The following is a 16,490-nucleotide window of genomic DNA, read 5'->3' on the forward strand; positions in this document are numbered from 1 at the left end:
GGGCCACGCGATGGGCGACTCACGTGTCAGGAATGCGATCGAACTGGTCGTCGGCAGCGGAGGACCAGAGGTGATAATCAGCGGCCGTGCGGCCGCTTTCCTACTTCGGTACGCCGGCCTCAACCAGTACCACGTCGACCACCGAGGCGAGGATCCAGAAATCGACCAGACCCTTGTAGCCCTCAAGGTCGCGGCCCTCGCCTGGCGTGGTACCGCAACCGGAACCCGAGAGGCGGCGAGACCGGAACTCGACGCAAGATCGCAGTGGCTTAGCACCAGCCAAGCCGCAGCAGCGATCCAGGTGACCGACCGGGCAATCCGCAAGGCCATCCGGGAGAGACGACTAGACGCAGAGAGGGTGGGCAGGACGTACCGCATCAGCCGCGAGCAACTCGCCCACTACCGAGAACGAAGGGGAAGCAGAGCATGAGCCTCGATGCACTCGACGCGCAGATCGATGGACTGCGCGCCGACGCTGGACGAATCCAGGCAGCGACGAACCGGCGCGCGGCGGAGATCAACAGCGACACCACTCTCAGCGACGAAGGTAAGCGACAGGCCCACGAGCAGCGAATCGCGAGCGCAAAGCAGCAAACCCTCGCTCTGCGCGACAAGGAGATTGCTCTAGTCAAAGAGCACATCAGATCCCTCGAAACCAAGCTCGACGCGAAGGTGGGCTACGGGGCTACAGACCTCATCGCCTTCCGCGACGCCCAAGAACGCTCCGAGCGCATCGAGAGCGCCGAACAGGCATCACGAACTATGGGCCTTGCGCTGCGTAGCAACGACCGTACCCTTGCCCACGCATTGTTCCGCAGAGCCCTCGAAGCCGGTTGGACCGACGCAGCTCGACAGTTCGAACAGGAGTACCCAGAGTCAGCAACAGCCGCCCGCGAAATCGAGAAGCTACAGGATTTCCTCCGCGAAGGTGGCTTCGCCCGCGCAGCTCACTACATGGTGGTGTGACATGAACGGCCAGCCGAAACCCACCAAGGGCATCGTGCACATCGACAATCACGAGCAGGAGCTTCTCGAACCAGAAGCAAGGACGTTGTTCCTCCTGGCCGTCACCACAGCCCGCCGCGGAGGAGGCGCACTGGCTATCAGTCCGCACGTCATGGTCATGATCACCCCGAACACCCGAGTCAGCCTCACCATCCCGGACGGCTTCGCCGAAGAGTATGACCCAGGAGCACTGCTCAACACCAAGCTCACACAGCGCGCAACGAAGCGCGCACAGGCGGTGATCTGACATGGCTGGTACACCGAGGAGCACCACACTCAGACAGCGCATGAGGGACCGAATCCGCAAGACAGGTGCAGCTTGTCACCTTTGCGGTGAGGCGATCGACTACACGCTGCCGCACACGAACCCGCGATCGTTCGTCATCGACCATCTCGTTCCCCTCTCCAAGGGAGGAGAGGATGCGCTGCACAACGTCAAGGCAGCGCACCGACAATCGAGACTGCAACAGCGCGAAACGAGCTCGCCTCATCCCCGCAACCATCCGGCGATCCGGATCACTCGACCGATGAGTAGGGGGAGGTGCCCGGGTCCCCTCACCCGTAGTACCTCCGGTGTCAGGCCACATCTCTCCCCGACTTTTTTTTCCACACGAATGGAGAGCACGGCATGACCGACCGCACCGTGAAGGTTTCGCTGATCGCTCAGGTGTCTGGGTACATCCAGGGCATGGAGAAGGCCGCCCGGGCTACGAAGGAGACCGGTACTGAGGCTGAGAAGCTCGCGCAGAAGAAGGAAGCGTTCAACCAGTTGGGTAACGCGGCCCTGGCAATGGGCGCGGTGGCTGCGGCTGGTGTGGCGATCGCGATCAAGAAGTTCGCCGACTGGGATGCGCAGATGTCGCAGGTGCAGACCCTGTCGCACGCAACAGCGGATGACATGGACAAGCTTCGTGCTGCGTCGTTGAGCATGGGTCAGGCGATCGGGTTCTCCGCGACTGAGGTTGCGGACGCTGAGACGGAGCTCGTCAAGGCAGGCATCTCGGTCAAGGACATGCTCGGCGGTGCCCTCAAGGGTGCCCTGGACTTGGCTGCGGCCGGTCAGTTGAACGTGGCCGATGCGACGTCGATCGCAGCGTCCGCGATGACGCAGTTCAAGCTACAGGGCCAGGACGTCCCGCATATCGCGGACCTCCTCGCCGCCGGCGCGGACAAGGCCCTCGGCTCCGTGCAAGACCTCGGGCAGGGGCTCAAGTATGTCGGCCCGGTTGCCGCGAGCATGGGCATCAGCATCGAGCAGACCGTAGGCACTCTTGCGGAGCTCGCGCAGAACGGGATCCTGGCCGACCAGGCGGGCACCTCGCTTCGAGGCATGCTGTCTTCTCTCACGTCACCTTCCGCGATCGCACGGAAGACGATGGACCAGTACGGCATCAGCGTTTACGACGCCACCGGGAAGTTCATCGGGTTCAACGGTGTCGCGGAACAGCTGCGCACGAAGCTCGGATCCCTTGACCAACAGACCCGGCAGACCGCTCTGGGCCAGATATTCGGTAACGAGCAGATCACCACTGCCACAGTGCTCATGCAGGGCGGCGCAGCGGCTGTCAACAAGTGGACGAAGGCCGTCGACGATCAGGGATTCGCGGCCGAGCAGGCCCGTGGCAAGCTCGACAACCTCAACGGTGATCTCTCGAAACTGGCAGCTGCCTTCGACACCGCTCTGATTAGGACCGGTTCGTCCGCGAACGATGTGCTCCGCGGAACCGTGCAGGGCGTAACCGCGCTTACAAAAGCGTTCGGCGACCTCCCCGGCCCCGCGCAGGGTGTGATCCTCGCCTCGGGCGCCTTGGTGGCAGGTGTGGGTCTCCTTGGTGGTGGTGTGCTCAAGGTCGTGCCCATGCTGGGCAACTTCCGCACCGCCCTCGACACCCTCGGAACGTCAATGCGCACGGTGGGCATCGCTGGCGGCGCCGTGGGTCTCGCAGTCACGGGCTTGATCGCCATCGTCGCCGCGGTGGCCACGTCGCAGGCTGAGGCACAGCAGCGCACCGACGACTTCACCGCGTCGCTGGATCAGAACACCGGCGCGATCACGAAGAACACTCGCGCGACGGCGGCGAAACAGCTCCACGACAACGGGTCTATCGCCGCGGCGAACAAGCTCAACATCAGCCTGAAAACGGTCACCGATGCCTCTCTCGGCAACGCGAAGGCGATCGATGAGCTCAACGCGAGGTACGCCGAATACGACGCCCTCCGCGCCGCCCAAAAGGGCCGACTGTCCCCTGAGATCAACGCGGAAGGTGTCGCCTGGGCCACGCTACGGAACGGCGTAAGCGGCACCGCCGAGAGCCTGAAGAACGCCCAGCGCGACATCAAGAACACAAACGAAGCACTCGGTGAAAACGCCGACGCTGCCGACGAGAACACAGGAAGCGTCGAAGCGGCGTCGAAAGCCTACCTAGATGCAGCAGACAGCGCCGGAAACCTCAACGACCAGATCCGCCAACTGACCGACGAGGTCAACAAGGCGAACGGTGTCGGCCAGGACGCGGTCTCGGCGAACGCTTCCTACCAGGACTCGCTTCAGAAGGTGAAAGAGACCATCGACAAGGTGAAGGACGGCGCCGAAGGCTACTCGTCTTCCTTGGATGCCAACACTGCCGCAGGCGCGGACAACATTCAGATGTTCTCGGATCTTGCCTCCAAGTCGCAGGATGCTGCGAAGGCACAACTCGCAGTCGACGGAAACACGCAGGCGTACATCGGCAACCTGCAGGCCGGTCGGCAAACGCTGATCGACAACATCACGGCCCTCGGCGGCACTGCTGCTCAGGCGTCCGCGATCGCTGACCAGGTGTACCGGATCCCGGACCAGAAGGCAGTGAAGGTTCTTGCCGACACCCTCGCTGCAAAGAACGCGCTGGACAACTTCTACGCCCGTTTCATTGAGGTCACGAAGGACCGTGTCGCGCACATCCTCGTGCAGGCCACGAACCCGAAAGTTGGGTTCGGTCTCGGTGACGGTCATGCGTACGGTGGCGCGATCGCGGGGCCTGGCGGGCCGCGTGACGACAAGGCGGGCCTGTATCCGCTGTCGAACGGTGAGCACGTGCTTACCGCCTCCGACGTGAACGCGATGGGTGGGCAGCGTGCGGTGTACGAGTTCCGCGCGAACCTGCACCGTGGCTTCGCCTATGGCGGCACACCGACATATGTGCCCGCCTCGACCTACTCGACCACTCAAACCGTGGTGCTTCCTCCCGCACAGGTGTCTCTGGCGGGGGCGACCCTGCAGGCCACGATCGACGGCCGGCCGATTCAGATCATGATCACGGATCAGATCGTCAAAAACGAGCGAGCTCAGGCTCGCCGAACGCGGATGGGATGACCCGGGCCCGACATCAAGCACCACACCAACGAGGAGGAGACGAACATGAGCACCACCGATGACCGCAACCAACCCAATGAGCAGTCCCAGGCAATCGGGTACGTGATCGCTACCGTGCAGGCAGAACCAGAAGACGACTGATGGCCTCGCTTCGCACGCTCGTCGCCCCCGGCGTGCTCCGCGGCGTCGGCCTACCCGACGTCACGTTCAGCGTGAGCATGCCGTCGTACCCGCAACCAACAATCCCGCCCGGAACACCAGTGGTGGAGTACTCGACCCTCTACCGAGTCGGCGACACCGACATCAACGCCGGCCTGAACCGGCTGACGACCCCCTCGATCGTCCATTTCAATCCAGGACTGTACGAGATCGTGGACTTCAAGACGGCCACTGCGCCGGCAGCGTACGGGGTACTAGCGCTCAACTGCCTCGGCATCATCGGCTCAGGTGTTGACAAGACGGTATTCCAGATGCGACCTGGCTCATCCACGAAGGCGTCCTTCGTCCCAAAGCAATCCGCGGGCGGCACGAACCAGCTGTACCTCATGCGCCTGTCGAAGTCGCTGATCGTGTGTCGTGACTTCACGCTCGCCGGCACGGATCAGCCAACGGACCCAAACACCGGGCTTCCGCACCTGTTCAACGGCTTCTTCAACTACATCACCACCGGTGCGCAGTTCTACAACATCAAGATCAGCGGCGTACCCGGTGACGCCACATTCCCGCCCGGCGAGACCTTCGGCTTCAACTGCTACAAGGACACCAACACCGTCATCACCTACATGGAAGTCGACGGATACACCTGGACCTACACGAACACAGGCGCTCCAGACGGAACGCTCGCGAGAACCCGGGGATCGCACCGCGGCGGCTCACCGCTCGGTCACAACAACTCAAAGAACGTCAAAGAGTACGGGTGCAACTTCCACGACGGCATCATCTCCACCCATACCTCCTCCTACTCAGGCGCCCCAACCGACATCAACGCCGTCACGTCCGGGGTGGAAACCTACTGGTGCACCTCAGCCAACAACGGGCAGAACCAAGGCTGGAACCACGAGAACACCTACGGGCGCATATTCCACGACCACCCCACCACGACGCTAAACAACATCGGGTGGACAGGAAACCACATGCTGTTCGACTCCCGCCTCGGCGACAACCCCGACATCACCATCAACGAGCCGACATGGACAAACGGCCACGCCAACTACAACGGCATGTTCATCATCCGGATCCACCCCCAATACGACGGCGTGACAAACACCCAAACCACCATCCCCAAAGTCATCAAGAACGGCATCCAGCTCACACCCGTGAACGTGTCGTCCCAGCCGACCGGGCTGATGACCCAATCCCCAAATCAGTACTTCGTCGTCGTTCGAGCATAAGGAGAAACCAATGACCCTCAAGCAAGTCCTCTGGGACGGCCAGACCAACGGCGCCACCGCAACCAGCGCCCTCCTCACCGGAAACTCCGGCTACACAGTCACAGCACCATCCACAATCACCTTCTCCACCGCCGACGGGATGCGAGGCACCACCGGCCTCCGCGTCAACGTGGGTACGGCCACGGCCATCGTCAGATACGACATGAACGCGGACAACGACATCGCCGCATTCAGCCTCGTGTTCACCATGCCGGCATCCGCACCCGGCGCGTTCGCCCAGTTCTTCTCCGTCCGTACCGGATCAGGACGAGCTGCAAGCCTCGGAATCAGCACCAACGGGCGACTTTATGTCGCCGACGCCGGCGCATCCGGTGGAACCATCACGTACGTCACCCCCACCGCTGGAACGCTTGCCTACGGCAGCCAGTATCGGGTGGAGCTGCGCTTGCAGGGCAACTCGACGACGGCAGGCAAGATCAACTGTGCCGTGTACAGCCCCTCAAGTACCTCAAGCGCGATCGCCACGATGACGCCGGTCACGAACGCCAACCTGACGGCCGCCACACTGCATCAGGTGGAGATCGGCAATTCGGGACCTACCGCCATATCCGTCGGACTCGAAGACCTGCAGATGGACGATGGCCGTACAACTGAAATCGGTCCGGTACTCGTCCCGCTCGCCGCACCGTCCGTGACGGCGGGAACGACAACGAATCCGTCCGCGACTGGCGCGACAGATGGTTCTCAGGTGGTGTTGTGGGCGGCCGTGGCGAACGCGGCCAGCTACGACGCGTACAAGGCCACCAACACCTCACCCGCGCAGTCGGACTTCGCACTAGTGGCGTCCAACGTCACCTCCCCGTACACATTCACCGGCCTTGGGGCTGGACCGTACGCGTTCGGGATCATGGCTAAGCCCTAACCCACGGGCGGTTCATCCGCCCGGATGAGGATTCGGCGCCCCTCGATGATGTGGCGCTGCTGGCGCACATGGCGGACGTTCGGGACACGGGACGGTATGGGGAGCTGCTCTCTGAGGCCACGTCTGATCGTGCGGACTAGACGAATTATGACTTCGGCATATCCTTGTGTCCCTCGCGGTACAACTCGACCGCCGCTTCCCAAACCGCTTCGCGTTAAATATCAGACAACCCAGCGCGCCTCGATCCGTGTCGGGTCGAGCTTGCGTTGTCCGCGGGGTCGCGGATAGACGATCGCAAAGTCGAGGAGCGTTCGGACTATCGATCGTTGCCGTTGCAGATCCAGCCGTTCCCACGAGCGGGTGAGGGCTTCCCGCTTCGGGTCGAGGCCGTGCATCGCATTGGTTCCCGTGGCACGGTCAAGCTCGCGGACTGCCCCCATGTGTCGAGCCTCGGCCACTTTTCGAGCCGCCGCGTACTCCGTCCGGGACAGCTCCCCGGCTCCCAGCATCTCAGCGAGCTCCGTGAGAATTTGTTGCGCCCGTAGTACCTCTGCCAGGTACGGAGAGTGTCGATAGTCGGCCGATGCTCGGCTTGCGAGCATCGAGGTCATGCCGCGCGCATCCAAGTGAAGCACGACGGCCGCGGCAGCCCATTCCTCAACGTGGATAGCGTTTATCGAAAGCCGACCGCAAGCGTTGTCACCCGGAGAGCGCCGGCACGTATACCTCCGAATGCTTCGAGTTATGGTGGTGTGAAGCTTGGCTCCGCACAGGCCGCACCGCAACATCCCGCTGAGGAGATACCTGTTTGTCCGTGCCTGCTGCGTGCCTCCTCTCGCCCTCAATACAGTCAGAAGTTGCTCGCGCTGCTCGACCGAGATAATCGCCGGCCACTTACCCTCGGCGATCGGCTCGCCGTGGTGATCACGAAGGCCGGCGATCCTGCCACTCACGAGAATGCGCCGCACCGTTTGGACGTGCCAAGAGGCGACGCCACCAGAAGTAGGAACGTTCTGGTCGTTCAACCAGTGGGCCAACGCGATCATCGATTCGCCTTTGATGTAACGGTCGGCCAACGCACGGATCACTTCCGCCTCAGACTCGCGCACGGTCACCCGGTCATGCTCGTAGCCGAAGGGGCGCTGACCCCCGCCGCTCGGCTTACCCATCTCCGCGTTCTGAAGCATCTTGCGTTTGATGCGCGCAGACTTTCGGCCCGATTCCGCCGCCGCCATCGCGCTGGTGATACGGGCGATCATCAGTCCATTGTCATTTCCAAGGCCGATATCTCCCGTCACCGTTGTCACGTCAACGCGAGCGTCGGTGCATACATCGATGAAATGCTCGAGCTCGGCGGGTCGACGGGTGAGCCGGTCCAGGTGGTAGACCAAGACGGCGTCGATCCGGCCCGCTTCGATGTCAATCAGCATGCGTTCGTAGTTGGGCCTCGTCCTGCCTGAGTACGCGGAGATGTCGTTGTCGACGTATTCGCCCGCGACGACCCAATCGCGTTCAGCGGCGAGCCTTCGACAGTCCTCGAGCTGACGTTGGACTCCAAGTCCTTCGCCGGATTGGTCGGATGAGATTCGGGCGTAGATCGCCGCGGCGTTGGCCTGCTTCATGCGCGCACGATAGCGAAACAAGATTGCTTAGCCGTACCTCGGAATGTTGTCATACCGCACCAAGTCGTTGGCACGCTCGAACGGGCCGCATACAGCCATCAGACGCCGCTCAGCAGGGCCGATGTCCCATCGGATGAGCAAGTACCCGTTTCGCGACGCCTCTGCAGTAGGGGGCTTGCAACCTCCGATATCGGCCGGGACGATGTAGCGGTGGAACTCAAGGACTGGCTGACGATAGCTCTCGGAGCAATGACCCTGGCATGGACGATCATCGTCGCCGTCCGCGCTTCTCGAGAGAAACGCTATGCCGAACAACTCAAGTCTCTGCTGGATGTAAAGCGGACCCTCGAAAGCCTTGGCATCGACGGCCTAGATAACGCCGTAAGCGAGGAGCGCCGCCAAGACGCACAGAGCAAACAGGTGGACGGAGTCAACGTCGCCATAAGGCGGGTATCGGCTACGTATGTAGGCCTAGTACACCGAGCTGCCCCCTCATATCTGGCCGCGTTCGTGTTCGCCGTGTATTCGGTGATCATCTTTATCTTTGGCTTACAACTGATCAATCCTGGACCGGTGTCGAGATCTCAGAGGGAGAGCGACGCTTGGGCCGCGGTCGTGATGGTAAGTCTTGCCGTCGTGTTCGCCGCAGTCGCGACGGTGCAGTGGCTCCGGGCAAGGCGAGCGAGAGTCGTCATGCGGAGGGCAGGAATTGACCTACGCAGCCCTTGGGAGAAGATCAAGTCGGCATGGCAAGAAGTTGCGGGCACTACGGACCCAGCCGATACCGCTCCGCCCGTGCAGGCCCCTCCCGGCGGCGTCGACGAGCTCTGAGCGGCACAGCGTGGAAATGCGAGCCCGCTGACCTTATGGGTGGAACCTGGCTTCAGTGGCATATAACCCGTAGCTCGCATCTGTCAGCGTCATTGAATCGATGACGCAAACGTTCGTGATGCCGGATTGGAACTGACGGATGAGGTCATCTGGCGCGACGCCCGTTCCTCCGTCAAGCTTGTCTCGAGCGCTACTGAGAATGTCCGCGGCCGCCGCGAACTGTTGAGCCGGCGTCATCTGGTTATTCCAGTCTTCGCATGTGGTGTCCGAGTACTGCTTCGGCCACGTTTGCGTGTACTTGTCGATCGATGTCTCGTCGCCGGATAAAGCCTCATGCGAACTGCTGGAGCATCCGACCAGCCCCAGTGCCAGTACGGCAGTGGTTGCAACGGCTATCAAGTGAGACCTTCTCATGCGAGGTACCGTACCGCCGACCTCGTATTCCGCACTACGACGGATGTGATCTAGAGATCTCTCCCTGCCTATCGCACTCGACCAGCCCTCGGCTACTGTAACGACGGGGCGGGCCGCTGCAGCGAGACGACCCGCCCTTCCCCTGCCTCGACGGACCGAGGGGGAGGGCACCCGGGACCGCGGTCCCCGTACCTCTGGGGCAAGGCGGCTTTCACACACGGAGAAATCCGTGCGAGCGCACCTCCTTGAGCTCTCGAATGTCAGGGGTAGTTGAGAAGCTGTTGATAAGTTAGTGTGCCAAGGTAACGGAGGTGAAGAGCATGAGCATGTCATTGATTCCCGTCGATGCGGTTCCCGTCGAGGAGCTTTCCGAGGAAGACGGTCGGCGCATGGTATCCATGCAGGTCTCCGATGTGCTCGGTATCTCGCTAGAAGAATTCCGTCGTCAGGTCGCTGAGGGTCGTTTCGATGACTCTCGAGACGATGCGGTCCTTCGACTCATGATGCTGCTCCCGTTCGCGGAGTAACACTTGCCCGGGCGTACTCCTAACGAGGCGTTCGAGGCGTTCATCAGTCCAATCCAGCGCGCGATTGCGTGTCTCGGACAGGCGGTGCCTACTGTCTCGTCCGGAGGCCGCGGCCAAATGGGCAAAGTCCACGCGTGGTCCCTAAACAGTGAGCGCGGAATCGCGCTACGTAACGGCGCCCACTTCGACGCGCAGATGCACTACGAAATTATCCCAGATGAAGATCAGGGCTTCCGCGTGACCACGAAAGCATATCGATACAAGCTCCAGATCGGCGGAGACATCCAGTTCATGATGCACTGGCACCCGACTGGTCGAAGCGCCTACGAGCTGCCCCACCTACACCTCCCAAATTCCGCAGGTCTGGACGAAGATACCCATCTGCCCACTGCACGGTTCACGTTTGAGGATGCAGTGGAATGGACGATCAAAATCACCGGTCAGTCCGCGCGCGATGACTGGCAGCAGATCCTCGACGAGACTCGAGACAGGCACATATCTCATCGCCAGTGGCACACCCGGCCCGGGGAGCAACACGCCCAGCCCCCGCGCCGCTAGCGGTCCCAGGGCACGAGATCTATCGGCGGAAGACGTCCAGCATTCGCGAGCGGTTGTCTCCGACGACTGACTCGCACGACGACTCGCAACGAACGTCTGTTGGAATTGCTCGGATTGCCTGCTGCTGCCACGAACCAATGACTTTGACTGTAGCGACCATGGTGCGACCGCAAATCGGGCAGACGTTCGTTCGGCTCTCGTAGGTGGTAGTCACGGGCGCGAGGGTATCTGCGACCACCGACGTAGCAGCCCATAGTGGGCTCATGCTGGTCGAACTAGGCGATCCCAATACGCAGCAGAAGTGATACGGAATGAGCCCACTGAACCCACGAGCACAGAGCAATGCCAAGCAATGCACGTAGGCACTTCTCTGTGTGAGGCACAGCGTAGGACGAGGTGCCGCCGCAGATCGCTCGAAGTACTCTTAGCCGCATGCCTCGCCACAGTGAGATGGAAAACGGCCAGATTTGGGCGTATCGAGAGAGTCCGTCGAAACCCCTTCAACGTGTTCGGATCCTCGACAAGGGCACTCACTACGACGCCTATATCCGTGGGGAATTGATCGACCTTCCCGGCCGTCCGCAGACGTACGCCCGTCGGCCAAAATACCGGTGCCAGTGGGACAGGCTCGAGGAATATCTGGAGCGGCAAAAGGAACTCGCAGAACGAATCGAGGCGGAGAGAGCCGAGGAGCAACTCAGGCGGGACGAGGAAGAGGCCGCTAAGTGGGATGGCTTCAAGGGGCTCAATGTGACTGTTCCTGATTTGATCGCCGTAGCGATGGGCAATACCTCGGTGCCAAGGATTGCTTACTCGATAGAGGCCGCTGCCGACGAGTGCGGGATGTCTCCATCCATGCTGAAGGTGTTCATCAACAACGGTGCCCTGAAGGTCCACTACGCCAACAGCAAGACCATCATCCTCGCCGACGACCTCAAGGAATGGATCGAACGGCTGCCTACCGAGAGGATCTAGTCCGCAAAAAGTCCGCAGGAATCCCTACGGAGCTCGATGGTTCGCTATCGCCCGCAATCAAGGAATCGCCCTCCAACCAGGTATTTCTATAACTCCCAATGTCTGCCAATCATTGTTCGCGAGTACGAGCTGTACTACGGGGTCTGATCCGTACGCCAGTCACGCGAAGGGCCGCATCCGATCACGGGTGCGGCCCTTTTCGTGTGTTTCGGTATGTTGCCGTAGAACTGGGAGTCCACCTCCCCCGCTCCTAGCGTGGAAGCATGACTTCCACTTCGCTTTCCTCCCCTGCGTCGCGGACGCGGCGCGGCCCCCGTTGGCTTCGCTCGTTCGGCGTCCAGGTCACCGCTGCGCTCGTGCTCGGCGTCGTCGCCGGCCTGATCGCACGCCAGCTCGGCGAACCGGGCGGACAGCCCAACGGGCTCACTGCGACCCTGAACACCATCGGGCAGTCGTACGTCTCGCTGCTGAAGGCCGCGGTGATCCCGCTCGTCTTCCTCGCGATCGTCTCCAGCATCGGCAACCTGCGCCGCGTCTCGAACGCCGCGCGCCTCGCGGGGCGGACCCTGCTGTGGTTCGCGATCACCGCGTTCATCGCCGTGAGCATCGGCATCGCGCTGGGCGTCATCATCCAGCCGGGCAGCCGGGCGTCGCACGGCGAGCTCGCCGCGGCCGACCCGGGGGTCACCGCGACGTGGTGGAATTTCCTGCTCGGCCTGGTGCCCGCGAACTTCGTCGGCGCGCAGGTCAACACCCACGTGGATGTGGTTGATGGCGTAGCCACCGCCACCTCCGCCGTCAGCTTCAACGTGCTGCAGGTGATCGTGGTCGCGGCGGCCATCGGCATCGCCGCCCTGAAAGTGGGCAGGAAGGCGGAGCCGTTCCTCACCTTCACCGATTCGGCGCTGAAGATCGTCCAGCGCGTGCTCTGGTGGATCATCCGGCTGGCCCCGCTCGGCACGTTCGCCCTCATCGGGAACGCTGTCGCCACCTACGGATGGACGACCATCGGATCGCTCGCCTGGTTCGTGTTCGCGATCTACCTCGGCCTCGCGATCGTGCTGTTCGTGGTCTACCCGATCATCGTCCGCAGCAACGGACTCTCGATCCGCCAGTACTTCTCGGGCGTGTGGCCGGCGGTGCAGCTGGGCTTCGTGAGCCGGTCCTCGATCGGGACGCTCCCGCTCACGCAGCGCGTCGTCGAGCGCAACCTGGGCGTGCCGAGCGCGTACGCGTCATTCGCCGCGCCGTTGGGGGCGACGACCAAGATGGACGGCTGCGCCGCGATCTACCCGGCCATCGCAGCGATCTTCGTCGCGCAGTTCTACGGCATCCAGCTCAACATCCTGCAGTACCTGCTCATCATCGTGGTGTCGGTCGTCGGATCGGCGGCGACCGCCGGGACGACCGGCGCGATCGTCATGCTGACGCTCACGCTCTCGACGCTCGGCCTGCCCCTCGACGGTGTCGGCCTGCTGCTCGCGGTGGACGCGATCCTCGACATGGGCCGGACGGCGGTCAACGTGGCCGGCCAGGCGTTGGTCCCGACGATCGTCGCCAAGCGGGAAGGCATCCTGGACCTCGAGCTGTACAACGCGCCGCGCTCCGGCGTGCCGTTCACCGATGAGGATGAGGCGCACGCGGCGGAGGCCGGTGACACCGATGCGACGGTGGACGGCGGTGAGCCGGAGACCAGCGACAGCGGCGACGCCGCCCGGGGTAAGGTCGCCCAGCCGGCCTGAGGTCGCCGATGGCGGCTCAGGCGGCCGGCTCGGCCTGCGGCCGCGGGGCGGGCGCGTTCCACCGGGCGCGGATGGCGCGCGCGACTCTCCGCGACAGCTGGTGGGCCCACTTCTCGACGGCGAAGTAGAACAGCACCGCGACGATGAGGCTGAGGACGATCTGCGTGATCGTCGTCAGGATTCCCGGGCCCATAACGAAGGCGAGGCCGATGGTGATCGGTCCATGCGTGAGGTAGAGGCTGAACGAGATGGTGCCCAAAGCGACGAGGGGACGCCAGCGCAAAACGGCGCGGAGTGGCGGATACGTCAATGCGAGCGCAAGCAGGAGGCAGATTCCGGTCAACTTGACCACGGTGAACACGTTGGTCGTGAGGTTGCCGGCCGCACCGGTTTGCCCCGCGATGAAGAAGTTGAACGTGTACGAGGACGTGATCAGAACGACCGAGAGCAGCACACCGAGAGCGCCGAGCACGGTGGCTCGGAGGTTTCCGGCCGTCACGACGCCCAAGCGGTCGGCGATCGCCTCCCAGTGGAAGCCGAGTACAGAACCGATGAGGAACATCGGCATGTAGAGGAGGAAAGGCGATCCCGTCCAGGCGCTCGCAATGATCAGCAGCACCGACCCGGCCAGCGCGATCCGTGGGAACGCCCGCGCGGCCAGCACGTACACGGGGAGCAGGATCGAGAACAGGACCTCCCACTGGAGGGACCAGAGGGGAACGTTCGCCGTCGTCGTCCCGTTGAGCACGGTCATGTCGCGCAGCATCGCGGAGACGGAGTACTCCGTCGGAAGCCCATTCACGAAGACGCTGTTCGCAGCCGTGAGCTGACGTGGCAGCAGGAGGAACGCGATCCCGGTCACGAGCACGGCGCCGACGATGGGCAGGTACAGCCGGATGAGACGGCTCGGGTAGTACGCATCCCATCGGTAGTCGACCGGCGAAGCGGATCGGGTGAGCACGAAGCCCGACAGCACGAAGAAGAGCCACACTGCTTCTGGCCCCGCGCTGAAGATGCGCAGCGGCGAATACATCACCGCGTTGTACCAGAAGCTGTCGACCGGCTGGAAGTTCGAGCCGACGAGGAAGGTGTGGAGAGAACTCGCCGTGGTGTGCCAGAGCAATACCGCGAACGCGGCCGCACCCCTCAGCGAGTCGAGCTCGATCTTGCGCAACGCTTTCCTTTCGATCCCGGCCGATGACACAGCACGGCCCCTCCGCCCGGATGCAGGTCGGTACGCGGGGCGAGCAGCGGATGCCGACACCCGGGCCGCTCGCGCGCACGAACAGGAGGTCCCCCGCTCTACTCCGCCAGCCCATGCTAGCCGCTCGGATCTTTTTCCACTGCCCTGTCGACCTTTCGCACCGCCGTTCGACACGATGGTAGGAGGGTGCGACCGAAGCACCCCGGATCGAGGGAGACACCCCATGAAGTACATGCTGATCATGCGCTCGGACGACGCCGCCAAAGAGGCCTACCAGGAGATGGACTTCAACGAGGTCATCACCCGGATGGGCCAGTACAACGAGCAGCTGATCTCTGCCGGCGTGCTGCTGGCGGGCGAGGGCCTCTCGGACGACATCGCCGAGACGGGATTCGTCGTGGACTTCTCGTCGACGCCTCCGGCGATCACGGACGGCCCCTACGGCGAGACGCACGAGCTGTTCAACGGCTTCTGGATCCTCGAGGTCGGCTCGAAGGAGGAGGCCGCGGAGTGGGCGAGCCGGTGCCCGCTCGGCCCCGGATCGAAGCTCGAGGTGCGCCGCGTGACCGACGAGAGCGACTTCGCGGCCTTCGCCGACAACGAGTACATCCAGAAGGAGGCCGAGTGGCGCGCGGCCGCCGACAAGGCCTGAGCCGAGCGGAAAGCAGCGGAAGATGAGCGGGATCCCGGCACGGGTCGACGCCGTCTGGCGCATCGACGGAGCGCGCGTCGTCGCGACGCTCGCGAAGGTGACCGGCGACGTCGGCCTGGCCGAGGATCTAGCCCAGGAGGCGCTCGTCGAGGCGCTGAACAAGTGGCCTCGGGATGGCGTGCCCGAGAATCCGGGCGGCTGGCTCGTCGCCGTGGCGAAGCGACGCGCGATCGACCACTGGCGGCGGCGAGAACGGCTCGACGACCGGTACCGGGCGATCGCCGCGACGCTGGAGGAGTCGGGCGAAGACACCTGGGAGCCGATCGACGACGACGTGCTCCGGCTCGTATTCACGGCGTGCCATCCTGCTCTGTCGAGGGAAGGCCAGGTCGCGCTCACCCTGCGCGTGGTGGCCGGGCTCAGCACGGCGGAGATCGCCCGGATGTACTTCGTGCCGGTCGCGACGGTGCAGCAGCGCATCGTCCGGGCGAAGAAGACGATCGCTGAGGCGCGCATCCCCTTCGCCTCCCCCGAGCCGGCCGAGTGGAAGGAACGGCTCGCCGGCGTGCTCAGCGTGGTCTACCTGATCTTCACGGAAGGCTATGCGGCGACGACGGGACGCGAGTGGATGCGGGCCGACCTCGCGAACGAGGCGCTGCGCCTGGGACGCATGGTCGCCGCGCTGCTGCCGCGGGAGCCCGAGGCGCACGGACTCGTCGCGCTCATGGAGTTGCAGGCCGCGCGCTTCCCGGCGCGAACCCGGCCGGACGGGACCCCGGTGCTGCTGACCGAGCAGGACAGGACGCGTTGGAACCGAGCGCAGATCGTGCGCGGACGTGCGGCGCTCGCCCGGGCGGACGAGCTGGGTCGCGGGCGCGGGCCGTACGCGCTGCAGGCCGCCATCGCCGAATGCCACGCCATCGCGGCAAGCGCCGACGACACCGATTGGGACCGCATCGTCATCCTCTACGAAGCGCTCGGCCGGATCGCCCCGAGCCCGGTGGTGGAGCTGAACCGGGCGGCGGCGGTGTCGATGGCGACCGGTCCGGCCAACGCGTTGCGGATCGCCGACGAGCTGGCCGCGCGCGGCGCCCTGCCGGGGTCGCATCTGCTGCCGAGCGTCCGCGGCGAACTGCTCGCGCAACTCGGGCGGACGGAGGAGGCGGTCTCGGACCTGACCGCAGCGGCGGGACTCACCGCGAACGACCGCGAGCGCGAGGTGCTGCTCGCCAAGGCCGCCCGCCTCCGCGACGCCTGACGCCCTTCGCGCCCCCACTCCCCGTCGGTGCGCCCAC

At 63.7% G+C, this 16,490-nt stretch carries 17 protein-coding genes; 14 read left to right on the forward strand and 3 right to left on the reverse strand.

The window, feature by feature from the left end; translation table 11 throughout:
- Positions 1–10 precede the first annotated feature (10 nt).
- The 7 genes from J2Y42_RS15145 to J2Y42_RS15170 all read left to right on the forward strand — a co-directional run bounded on the left by J2Y42_RS15145 (position 11) and on the right by J2Y42_RS15170 (position 6,670).
- Positions 11–430 (forward strand): helix-turn-helix domain-containing protein, encoded by a 420-nt coding sequence (locus J2Y42_RS15145; protein WP_309860156.1) that lies wholly within the window; start codon positions 11–13, stop codon positions 428–430.
- The gene (locus J2Y42_RS15150) at positions 427–966 is read left to right on the forward strand and encodes a hypothetical protein (RefSeq protein WP_309860158.1); all 540 of its coding nucleotides are present in this window, start codon (positions 427–429) and stop codon (positions 964–966) included. Before J2Y42_RS15145 ends, J2Y42_RS15150 begins: the two co-directional genes overlap by 4 nt.
- 1 nt (position 967) lies before the next feature.
- Positions 968–1,252, forward strand: coding sequence for a hypothetical protein (locus tag J2Y42_RS15155; protein ID WP_309860160.1), 285 nt, complete (start codon positions 968–970; stop codon positions 1,250–1,252).
- Between the two features lie 40 nt (positions 1,253–1,292).
- Positions 1,293–1,637 carry an HNH endonuclease gene (locus J2Y42_RS18700; RefSeq protein ID WP_396427161.1) on the forward strand — a complete coding sequence of 115 codons (345 nt, stop codon included), beginning with the start codon at positions 1,293–1,295 and terminating at the stop codon, positions 1,635–1,637.
- Positions 1,634–4,357, forward strand: coding sequence for a phage tail tape measure protein (locus J2Y42_RS15160; protein ID WP_309860162.1), 2,724 nt, complete (start codon positions 1,634–1,636; stop codon positions 4,355–4,357). Before J2Y42_RS18700 ends, J2Y42_RS15160 begins: the two co-directional genes overlap by 4 nt.
- 140 nt (positions 4,358–4,497) lie before the next feature.
- On the forward strand, positions 4,498–5,748 hold the full coding sequence (locus J2Y42_RS15165) for a hypothetical protein (RefSeq protein WP_309860164.1): 1,251 nt from the start codon (positions 4,498–4,500) through the stop codon (positions 5,746–5,748).
- Between the two features lie 10 nt (positions 5,749–5,758).
- Entirely contained in the window at positions 5,759–6,670 is a 912-nt protein-coding gene (locus J2Y42_RS15170; RefSeq protein WP_309860165.1) for a hypothetical protein, read from the forward strand.
- 221 nt (positions 6,671–6,891) lie between these two features.
- Here the strand turns inward: J2Y42_RS15170 and J2Y42_RS15175 are convergent, their stop codons facing one another.
- On the reverse strand, positions 6,892–8,292 hold the full coding sequence (locus J2Y42_RS15175; protein ID WP_309860166.1) for a recombinase family protein: 1,401 nt from the start codon (positions 8,290–8,292) through the stop codon (positions 6,892–6,894).
- 210 nt (positions 8,293–8,502) lie between these two features.
- Here J2Y42_RS15175 and J2Y42_RS15180 point away from each other — a divergent pair, with 210 nt between their 5' ends.
- Complete coding sequence (locus J2Y42_RS15180; RefSeq protein WP_309860168.1) at positions 8,503–9,123, forward strand: hypothetical protein; 621 nt, start codon at positions 8,503–8,505, stop codon at positions 9,121–9,123.
- Positions 9,124–9,156: 33 nt separating this feature from the next.
- Here J2Y42_RS15180 and J2Y42_RS15185 read toward each other — a convergent pair whose 3' ends face one another.
- Positions 9,157–9,537 (reverse strand): hypothetical protein, encoded by a 381-nt coding sequence (locus J2Y42_RS15185; protein WP_309860170.1) that lies wholly within the window; start codon positions 9,535–9,537, stop codon positions 9,157–9,159.
- Positions 9,538–9,848: 311 nt separating this feature from the next.
- Here J2Y42_RS15185 and J2Y42_RS15190 point away from each other — a divergent pair, with 311 nt between their 5' ends.
- From J2Y42_RS15190 to J2Y42_RS15205, 4 genes are all read left to right on the forward strand, one after another.
- Positions 9,849–10,064, forward strand: coding sequence for a hypothetical protein (locus J2Y42_RS15190; RefSeq protein WP_309860172.1), 216 nt, complete (start codon positions 9,849–9,851; stop codon positions 10,062–10,064).
- A gap of 117 nt (positions 10,065–10,181) precedes the next feature.
- On the forward strand, positions 10,182–10,622 hold the full coding sequence (locus J2Y42_RS15195) for a hypothetical protein (RefSeq protein ID WP_309860174.1): 441 nt from the start codon (positions 10,182–10,184) through the stop codon (positions 10,620–10,622).
- 432 nt (positions 10,623–11,054) lie between these two features.
- Complete coding sequence (locus tag J2Y42_RS15200; RefSeq protein ID WP_309860176.1) at positions 11,055–11,597, forward strand: hypothetical protein; 543 nt, start codon at positions 11,055–11,057, stop codon at positions 11,595–11,597.
- A gap of 263 nt (positions 11,598–11,860) precedes the next feature.
- The gene (locus J2Y42_RS15205; RefSeq protein WP_309860178.1) at positions 11,861–13,339 is read left to right on the forward strand and encodes a dicarboxylate/amino acid:cation symporter; all 1,479 of its coding nucleotides are present in this window, start codon (positions 11,861–11,863) and stop codon (positions 13,337–13,339) included.
- A 16-nt stretch (positions 13,340–13,355) separates the two neighbouring features.
- On the opposite strand, the gene J2Y42_RS15210 is transcribed toward J2Y42_RS15205, so the two are convergent.
- A complete protein-coding gene (locus J2Y42_RS15210; RefSeq protein WP_309860179.1) occupies positions 13,356–14,513 on the reverse strand; it encodes an acyltransferase in 1,158 nt (385 codons plus the stop codon).
- 253 nt (positions 14,514–14,766) lie between these two features.
- Between J2Y42_RS15210 and J2Y42_RS15215 the strand changes: the two genes are divergently transcribed.
- Positions 14,767–15,195, forward strand: a complete 429-nt coding sequence (locus tag J2Y42_RS15215) for a YciI family protein (RefSeq protein WP_309860181.1) — start codon at positions 14,767–14,769, stop codon at positions 15,193–15,195.
- Positions 15,196–15,217: 22 nt separating this feature from the next.
- Complete coding sequence (locus J2Y42_RS15220; RefSeq protein ID WP_309860183.1) at positions 15,218–16,453, forward strand: RNA polymerase sigma factor; 1,236 nt, start codon at positions 15,218–15,220, stop codon at positions 16,451–16,453.
- The last annotated feature ends 37 nt before the right edge of the window (positions 16,454–16,490 follow it).

Source organism: Leifsonia sp. 1010 (assembly GCF_031455295.1).
In the GTDB taxonomy this organism is placed as follows: Bacteria; Actinomycetota; Actinomycetes; order Actinomycetales; family Microbacteriaceae; genus Leifsonia.